The organism is Candidatus Desulfofervidus auxilii, from assembly GCA_030262725.1.
Lineage (GTDB): Bacteria > Desulfobacterota > Desulfofervidia > Desulfofervidales > Desulfofervidaceae > JAJSZS01.
On sequence record JAJSZS010000067.1, the window covers coordinates 1 to 3436 of the forward strand.

6 protein-coding genes are annotated in these 3436 nt (G+C 26.5%); all 6 read left to right on the top strand.

Features of this window, described 5'->3' with window-relative positions; genetic code table 11:
- Window positions 1–103 precede the first annotated feature (103 nt).
- From LWW95_11950 to LWW95_11975, 6 genes are read left to right on the top strand one after another with little or no spacing between them, the layout of a single operon-like run.
- Window positions 104–502: a hypothetical protein gene (locus LWW95_11950; GenBank protein ID MDL1957740.1), complete on the top strand. Its 399-nt coding sequence runs from the start codon at window positions 104–106 to the stop codon at window positions 500–502.
- Window positions 499–936: a hypothetical protein gene (locus LWW95_11955; GenBank protein MDL1957741.1), complete on the top strand. Its 438-nt coding sequence runs from the start codon at window positions 499–501 to the stop codon at window positions 934–936. The genes LWW95_11950 and LWW95_11955 overlap by 4 nt, the downstream gene beginning before the upstream one ends.
- Window positions 933–1403, top strand: a complete 471-nt coding sequence (locus tag LWW95_11960) for a hypothetical protein (GenBank protein MDL1957742.1) — start codon at window positions 933–935, stop codon at window positions 1401–1403. Before LWW95_11955 ends, LWW95_11960 begins: the two co-directional genes overlap by 4 nt.
- Window positions 1394–1882, top strand: coding sequence for a hypothetical protein (locus LWW95_11965; protein ID MDL1957743.1), 489 nt, complete (start codon window positions 1394–1396; stop codon window positions 1880–1882). The genes LWW95_11960 and LWW95_11965 overlap by 10 nt, the downstream gene beginning before the upstream one ends.
- Window positions 1873–2361, top strand: a complete 489-nt coding sequence (locus tag LWW95_11970; GenBank protein ID MDL1957744.1) for a hypothetical protein — start codon at window positions 1873–1875, stop codon at window positions 2359–2361. The genes LWW95_11965 and LWW95_11970 overlap by 10 nt, the downstream gene beginning before the upstream one ends.
- Window positions 2362–2377: 16 nt before the next feature.
- Window positions 2378–3325, top strand: a complete 948-nt coding sequence (locus LWW95_11975; protein MDL1957745.1) for a tyrosine-type recombinase/integrase — start codon at window positions 2378–2380, stop codon at window positions 3323–3325.
- The last annotated feature ends 111 nt before the right edge of the window (window positions 3326–3436 follow it).

The window sequence follows — 3436 nt, forward strand, 5'->3', positions numbered from 1 at the left end:
GCTTCATAACCTAAAAAACGACCACATTTTGAACACTTAACAATGCTTGGCTTTTGCATCTTTATTGACTCCAGATGTTTTTGTTGATATATTAAAAGAAAAAATGCCAGAAGTCAATCTAAAAAAAATAACAGATTCCTTTTTTATTAAAAATGTGTATATTGCACGAACAAGACTTAAAGTGGCAACAGATTATCGCTTAATATCTACAACTTCTAAAGATTCCATAATTTCTATAGATATTCCTTTTTTATTAAAAGCTGAAGAGAAATATTTTAAATTGCCAAAAACAGAAATTTCAGTTCCTAGAGAAAAAATAATGTTCTTTAGCCATTTCCCTTTTGCTGTATTTTTGGATACAAAGCTTACATTCAATTTTAAGGATATGAAAAAAGAGATAACTTTTTATTATTTGTCTCCTTATATACCTAACATAGAGATTGAAAATGGACAAATAACTTTTTTATTGACTTTTTTTGTTGCATTGAAGGGGCTAACATGAGAAAATTAAGTGATTTTTTTAAGGGAGAAGCACGTTTTATTGCAGTAACCTCCTTAATGGAAGATATTTTAAAGCTTTGTTTGAATTCTAGATATAGTCTTTTTTTTGATATAAATCTTATGAATATAGAAATCTGTTATAGAGCTGATTGGATGGTGTTATATGAAAAATATACACAATTTTATAGATTTTATATGCCCATGCTTTTTTATCTCTTTTTAAAAGTAGATTTTTTAAAGAAAGGTGAGGATTTTTATATGGAATTAAATTATAGAAAAAGATATATAATTTTTCGTTCATTGATGCCATATTTGCTTTATGAAAAAATAAACACTAGAATTATTCATTTGAACCCTTTTTTAATAGCTATTTGTGCTCTTTTGCCTAATTTTGAAAAAGATAAAATTATTATTAGGGGCATGCGCCAGCTATGAAAAAATTGACTAGATTTTTTAAAGGAGAAAAAGCTTTTGATGTTTTTAATATTTATCCTTATATATATGTGCATGACTTTTTAGCAATTGATTTAAAAACGGAAAATAAAATATATAGTCTTGGTTTAATTATAGGTTTCATAAATAAAGAACTTGCAGGTAAAAATGACTCAAAACACTTATATTCTAAATATGATGTATTTTATTCATATAGGTCATATTTACCAATGATTTTTTATTTATTTTTGAAAATAGATTATTTTAAAGAAGGTAAATATTTTGCATGTCATATTGCTTTACCAAAAAAAAGAAGACATATACTTTTTGAAGGGCACAAAATATTTGATGAAACAATAAATCCTATAGTTTTTTACTTCAATCCATTTTTAATATCCCTATGTGCTCTTTTACCCAATTTTAAAACTGATAAAATTATTCTTAGGGGGTATATACCAGAATGGGTATAAAAAAATTAACTAGACTTTTTAAAGGAGATGAAGGTTTTGACGCTGTAGATAGTTATGATTATATAGCTGACCTTTTAAGAATTGATTTAAAAACCGAAAATAAAATATATAGCCTTGATTTAAGTATAGGTTTAATGAATAAAGAACTTGCAGGTGAAACTGGCTCACAATACTTATATAAGAAATATGATGTATTTTATTCATATAGGTCATATTTGCCAATGGCTTTTTATTTATTTTTAAAAATGGATTATTTTAAAGAAGGCAAATATTTTGAATATTATATTGTTTTTTATGAAACTTATTCACTTAAAAGACAAAGATATATAGCTTTTGAAGAAAAAAAGATTTTTTATGAAAGAATAAGTCCTATAGTTTTTTATTTTAGTCCTTTTTTAATAGCTCTTTGTTCTCTTTTGCCTAATTTTAAAAGTGATAAAATTATTTTTGGTGAGGGGTATATGCCAGAATGGGTATAAAAAAATTAACTGATTTTTTTCAAACACTTCAACGTTTTCATGCTGTAAGTGATTATAGGTTAGTAAGGGATGGTTTGGATGTTTACTTAAATACTAAATTGCATAGATATGACGCTTTTTTAGGTATATTTGTAGTAAATAAAGAACTTGCACAAAAAACATCTGATAGCTTATATGCTTCATGTTATCAGATTTATAAGTCATATTTGCCAATGGCTTTTTATCTCTTTTTAAAAATAGATTTCTTAAAAAGGGGTAGTAGTTTTTATTATGAAATTCATCCACTTAAAAAAGAAAGATATATAACTTTTGAAGCAGCAGGAGAGATTTTTTATGAAAAAATAGACCCTATAGTTTTTTATTTTAGTCCTTTTTTAATAGCTCTTTGTTCTCTTTTGCCTAATTTTAAAAGTGATAGAATAATAATTAGAGGCTATAGACCATTATGGATTAAAGGCTATGTGCCTACGAAATCATAATTAAAAGGTTAAAATCATGGATAAGAAGATAGCCATACTTATTGAAAGATTTATCAGAGACCAAGCTAATAATTTTCGGTTAAGAGGTAAACAAATAAGCCCATGGACAATTAAAGCTAGAGTTTATGATTTAAAAGAATTTTTTAATTTTGTTCAAAAAGAGCCAGAACAGGTTACTCAAGATGATGTGAGGGAATATTTATTAAATTTAAGATATAACCTTGTGAAAAATAACACTTATAATCGTAAACTTACAAGTTTAAGAGTGTTTTTTAAATGGGCACATGAGCAGGGTATTATAGATCCTTTAGAAATTAAACCAACGGAACCTTTTAAAACAGCTCCTATTGAAAAAACTGAAACAATATATTTGCCAATGAGTAAATTTAAGGATTATGTAAGAGTTGTTGCTGTTGTATGTAATGAACCCTACCGCACTATGTTATTATTTATACCTCTTACTGGCTTACGTGTTAGTGAATGCATTGAGCTCACTTTTAGTGATTTAATAGAAAAAAATCACAAAAAATATTTAAGAGTAGTAGGTAAAGGAAGTAAAGTTAGAATTATTCCATTAATAAGACAAGCAGATAGACTTTTAAACTGGTATTTGCATAAATATAGAAAAGCAATCAAATATGTGCCTTTTATCAGAAAATGGGTAGGTGATAAAGTTTATGAAACACAATATATTTTTGTTACTAAAAGAGGTGAAAAAGTTATATATCAGTCACTTTATAAACAAATCCAAAAAGTTAAAGAAGTGTTTGGAATGCCCAATTTAACAATTCATAAATTAAGACACACTTTCAGCTCTTATCTGTATCAGCTAGGAGTTGATTTAAAAATCATTCAGGAATTATTAGGACACTCATCTATTCAAACAACATCAGATATTTATGTGCATGTGCCTTCTGAAAAACTTGAAGAAGCAGTAGAAAAATTGGAGGACATTTTTAAATGAGAAAAATAGGAGATTTTTTAAAAGGAAATTGTGATTTACAAGTTTTTTCAGCAAGAAAGCCCTACCCTTTAGGGTATGGGATGAATTGCTTTTTTTAATATAACATTTTTT